Origin of the sequence: Peptoniphilus duerdenii ATCC BAA-1640, from assembly GCF_000146345.1 — a bacterium.
Classification (GTDB): domain Bacteria; phylum Bacillota; class Clostridia; order Tissierellales; family Peptoniphilaceae; genus Peptoniphilus_B; species Peptoniphilus_B duerdenii.
The window spans coordinates 1139865-1144499 of sequence record NZ_GL397071.1; the positions used below are offsets into that span (position 1 = coordinate 1139865).

The window sequence follows — 4635 nt, forward strand, 5'->3', positions numbered from 1 at the left end:
CGTGTATATATTGTACATGATTTAGCAAATAAATAATGCGACAATAAAATGTTTTATTGCTAACTTTTGGAGTCAGTTTCTAAAATATTATAAGATGTCTAGAACTTTTTCTAGTATTAGGGTTATGGATGTGATTGATATAAAGCACACGCCTCCTAAGGCTAGTGGCTTAGCTCCTGATTTTAATAGTTTTACTATATCACTATTAAAACCAATAGCTGACATTGCCATTACAATAAAAAATTTGGATAATTCCTTAAAGGGTTTGAAAAATTCAATATTTACTCCTTTGGCTAGGGCTATGGTTGTGATCAAACTTGCAAGGATGAAGTAGATAATAAAAAATGGGAAAATTTGTATTATAGATATTTTTTTATTAGCTTCTTGCTCAGCATTTCTCATCCTAATGAAGGCTAGTCCTAAGCATATTGGAATTATTGCTAGAGTTCTAGTCAATTTTACTGTTACAGCCTTGTCAAGTGTCTGGCTACCTAGATTAAATATTGTATCCCATGTTGATGCGCATGCCGTAACTGATGATGTATCATTAACAGCAGATCCTGCAAATATACCAAAGGCATGACCATCGGTAGTAGAAAATCCAATCATACGACCTAGGCTTGGAAATAAAATAGCAGCTAAGATATTAAAAAAGAATATAACAGATATGGCTTGGGCTATTTCATCTTCATCTGCATCTATAACTGGAGCGGCAGCTGCAATTGCAGAGCCTCCACAAATTGATGATCCAACACCAACAAGTGTTGCAATATTTCCTTTTATGAGCCCAGTCCTGTAGGATAGGTATGCGATTATAAGTGATGTTGATATGGTAGATATGATGATTGGAAGTGATTGTCTACCAGTTTTTAAAACAATTCCAAGATCAAGACCAAACCCAAGGAGGATTACAGCATATTGAAGGATTTTCTTTGATGTAAATCTCACACCACCCATATAAGGTTTTTTGTCTTTTATAATTTGACCTAGGATCATTCCAAATAGAATACCAAAGACTGCTGGGCCTACTAGTGGGATTTTTTTGCCGATTATTTGGGAAATTATTGCAATTATAAGGCAGAGAATAATCCCTTTTATATTTTTTTCTATAGATTTTATCATATATTCTCCTTTCACTTTTTTTATTATATAATAAATAAATATAATGTAAAATTATAATTATTTACTATATGATAAAAATTTATTATGATATATGTGGAGGATACTATGTTAGATTTTAGGATAGAAAGTTTTTTGGAAGTATGTAAATATATGAATTTTACAAGGGCTGCTGAAAGCCTTAATATAACACAGCCAGCCATATCTACTCATATTAAATATCTAGAAACCTATTACAATTGTAAACTTTTTTATAGAAGTAAGAGAAATTTGTGTCTAACAGATGAGGGCAAGATTCTAAAATCTGCTTTGCTTTCTATGTCAAATGATCAAGATAAGTTGAAGATGATATTAACTGAGAAAAAAGCTAAGAGTGAAAAAATTTCCTTGGGTTTTACTAGGTCGGTCGGAGAATATCTAATATTGGACAAGCTTATAGCTTTGATTAAAGATAAACCTTCTTGTGATTTCCATATTTATTATGAAAATACGGACGAGATTTTAAGTGATATTGATAGTGGGAGGATAGACTTTGCCATTATAGAGGGATTTATAAAATCTAGTGATTATTTTATTAAAAAATACAAAAGCGATAGGATTGTTTGCATCAGCCACAAGGACCACAAGTTTAAAAAACAAGTAAAAAAGTTAACAGACTTATTAGATGAAAGAATTATTATTAGAGAAGACGGATCTGGTACCTTAGCTATATTAAAAAATTTTCTAAGCATGGACAATATTGATACGAAAGATTTTGCAAATATCATAGAAATAAATAATATGCGTTCCATAGTAGAAATGCTCAGGTCAGATTGTGGCATAAGTTTTATTTTTGAATCTTGTGTAAAAAAAGAACTAGAAGAAGGTGTTCTTATGGTTGTGGACCTAGAAGATTTCAATCTAGTTCATGATTTATCCCTTGTTGCCAGAAAAAATTCAATATTTACTGATTTGTATTTGCAAATAGCTGAAGCTTTTTATTAGAAAAAATTTCATAGTACTAGGTTAGGCTAAGATAGGTAAAGAAAAATATAGTTTTATTTTTTTATTAGAGGAGAATATATGTTAACGACTCATAGAAATGATTTTCACAATAAAAATATTTATATTGATTTTGAAAATGAAGACATAAGCCCGATGCTATCTTTTCGTGCAATTGCTGATAAATTCGATGCACCTCTTCAGATTATGCTACAGGACAAGGATGATTTAAAGAGGGATTTTATTTTGCAAAATGGTTTTAAGCTTGTGCGTACTTGTTATTCATGTGAATTTTCTTCTTCAGATTTGAAAATTGCGCCAAGTGATACGAAAATTATGACGACAGTTAAAAATCGTGAGTTTTCTTGGAATTATTATAATCATTACAAAAAAATGCATCAGGCGATTAATCCATTGACAGCGAGCTTCGAAGAATTTGTGGAAATTTTACCAAATGAAGTTTATTTTGTTGACGAGAAAAATTTTGCCTTTGTAGAGGATAATGAAATAGCTTATGTGCTTTGTGAAGAGAATAGTGCAGGAGACGATTTTTTGCTTGCCCTTTGTAATGCTCTCTTCTGTAAATATGAGACGATTGTATTTGAGGCTGACGATGTAGATCCAATCGCAATGAGGCTCAAGAATAAATTTGTGAATGGATTTGTAGAAAAGACGGAGACTTGGATTTATAAATAAATTACGAGAAAATAAATATTTAAACTAGAGGATAGGCGACTTGCTTATCCTTTTTGTAATTAGAAAACACTCGGTTAAACCGAGGGGGTCTGTTTAGCTTTAGCGATGAAAAACAAATAAAAAGACCTCCATGTTAAAATAAAAAAGTGGTTTACCAAAACACAAAAATAACAGGAGGAATTTTAATGAATTTATCACATACGCATAGTCTATCACACACGAAATGGAATTGTAAATACCATGTAGTATTTGCACCGAAATTTAGGTGAAAAGTATTTTATGGAAGTAAAAGACTAGAAATAGAAGCAATGATGAATTGATCCTAACGATTGAAGCATATGGGACCAGTTTTGTTCAAGTTTATAATAAAGAAACGGGAATGAATATTTTTAAGGATAATAAATAATGATTATCACGCTATCAGGCTAGCATTTAAAAATTACATTGAATTTCATTTAAAACTTTTCAAAAATACATTAATTTTGCAATAAAAAATTGTGATAAAATAACATTGATAACAGTTATTAATAGGAGAGCGAAATGTTAAAAAATTTTTTTGAAAATGTAAAAAATCCAAAAAATAATTTCGGCGGTCGATTCATGGTCAAAGGAATGAACATTGGTCACGAAAAATTGGCGAAATGGGGAAGATCCTTCTTACAAATTAAATCCTCTGATGTAGTTTTAGATCTGGGATGCGGCGGTGGACGTAATGTTCAATATTTTTTATCGAAGGCAAAAAAAGTATATGGAATGGACTATTCTAAAACAAGTGTCGATATCGCAAGCTCAGTAAATAGCGAAGCTATAAGAGATGGCAGGTGTAAAATTATTGAAGCAGACGTGGCTAAGTTACCTTTTGAAGATGGATCCATAAATATAGTTACAGCCTTTGAAACCATTTATTTTTGGAAGAATATAGAAGTACCTTTTAGGGAAATTCATCGGGTTTTAGTTAAAGGTGGTCAGTTTTTAATATGCAATGAAGGAGCATATAGAGAACATAAAAATATAAAAAAATGGGCGGATATGCTAGATTTTGAAGTATATTCTCCTGAATATCTCACAGAAACATTGACTAAGATTGGTTTTAAATGCGAATATCAACTGAACGAGAAATATCAGCTAGCATTTTTGGCTAAGAAATTATAAAAAAATTACGAAAACATCTACAAAAGTAGGTGTTTTTCTTTTGTAGGTATGATCTCAGTAGAGTAGAGTGAAAATAAAATCAACTCGGGTATATACAAAATAGCAAATTAAACAGGAGTAACACATGGAAAATTTTAAAACAAAAGATTATAAAATATTTGAAATGTTTGACAAAGATTGGGGACTTGTAACCGCAGGAACGATGGAGCACCACAACAGCTGCACAATCAGTTGGGGAAGCCTTGGAAATATCTGGGGCGATGGAAATAAAAGTCTACCGATAGTTACGATTTACATCCACCCAGCGAGGTACACCAGCGAATTTTTAAATAATTCTGAAACATTTACCGTAAGTTTCTATCCGAAAAATTATAAAAAAGCCTTGGGATACATGGGATCCCATTCAGGAAGGGAAGGCAACAAGGACGAAGCAGTAGGACTAACACCAATTCAAATGGGAAAGAGCGTGACATTTAAAGAAGCGAACTTAACATTTTTATGCAAAAAACTCTATCAACACCAATTTTCAAAAGAAAACCTCGCACCGAAAGTAAAAGAATACTACGCCTCAATGCCAGAAATCTATCCAGACTTCAAAGGAGGCTGGCAACCGCATATAGTGTTCATAGGAGAAATAATAGACCTGGTGGATAAGAGATAATGAAATTAGCATCTATCTTAAAGATA

5 protein-coding genes and 1 pseudogene are annotated in these 4635 nt (G+C 31.9%); 5 read left to right on the forward strand and 1 reads right to left on the reverse strand.

Annotated elements, in window-relative coordinates:
* Positions 1-87: 87 nt before the first annotated feature.
* Positions 88-1122, reverse strand: coding sequence for a YeiH family protein (locus HMPREF9225_RS05040; RefSeq protein WP_040551325.1), 1035 nt, complete (start codon positions 1120-1122; stop codon positions 88-90).
* A 105-nt stretch (positions 1123-1227) separates the two neighbouring features.
* Between HMPREF9225_RS05040 and HMPREF9225_RS05045 the strand changes: the two genes are divergently transcribed.
* The 5 genes and pseudogenes from HMPREF9225_RS05045 to HMPREF9225_RS05060 all read left to right on the forward strand — a co-directional run bounded on the left by HMPREF9225_RS05045 (position 1228) and on the right by HMPREF9225_RS05060 (position 4609).
* The gene (locus tag HMPREF9225_RS05045) at positions 1228-2103 is read left to right on the forward strand and encodes a LysR family transcriptional regulator (RefSeq protein WP_040551326.1); all 876 of its coding nucleotides are present in this window, start codon (positions 1228-1230) and stop codon (positions 2101-2103) included.
* A 78-nt stretch (positions 2104-2181) separates the two neighbouring features.
* Positions 2182-2796 (forward strand): hypothetical protein, encoded by a 615-nt coding sequence (locus HMPREF9225_RS09805; protein WP_008901872.1) that lies wholly within the window; start codon positions 2182-2184, stop codon positions 2794-2796.
* Positions 2797-2981: 185 nt separating this feature from the next.
* Positions 2982-3062: pseudogene (locus HMPREF9225_RS10060) on the forward strand (IS200/IS605 family transposase); the annotation flags it as partial.
* 274 nt (positions 3063-3336) lie between these two features.
* Complete coding sequence (locus HMPREF9225_RS05055; protein ID WP_008901873.1) at positions 3337-3948, forward strand: class I SAM-dependent methyltransferase; 612 nt, start codon at positions 3337-3339, stop codon at positions 3946-3948.
* A gap of 124 nt (positions 3949-4072) precedes the next feature.
* Positions 4073-4609: a flavin reductase gene (locus HMPREF9225_RS05060; protein ID WP_008901874.1), complete on the forward strand. Its 537-nt coding sequence runs from the start codon at positions 4073-4075 to the stop codon at positions 4607-4609.
* Positions 4610-4635: the final 26 nt, after the last annotated feature.

Coding starts and splice junctions, on each gene's coding strand:
- HMPREF9225_RS05040 (WP_040551325.1), bottom strand. CDS start 1,122: ATGATAAAATCTATAGAAAAAAATATAAAAGGGATTATTCTCTGCCTT.
- HMPREF9225_RS05055 (WP_008901873.1), top strand. CDS start 3,337: ATGTTAAAAAATTTTTTTGAAAATGTAAAAAATCCAAAAAATAATTTC.
- HMPREF9225_RS05060 (WP_008901874.1), top strand. CDS start 4,073: ATGGAAAATTTTAAAACAAAAGATTATAAAATATTTGAAATGTTTGAC.
- HMPREF9225_RS05045 (WP_040551326.1), top strand. CDS start 1,228: ATGTTAGATTTTAGGATAGAAAGTTTTTTGGAAGTATGTAAATATATG.
- HMPREF9225_RS09805 (WP_008901872.1), top strand. CDS start 2,182: ATGTTAACGACTCATAGAAATGATTTTCACAATAAAAATATTTATATT.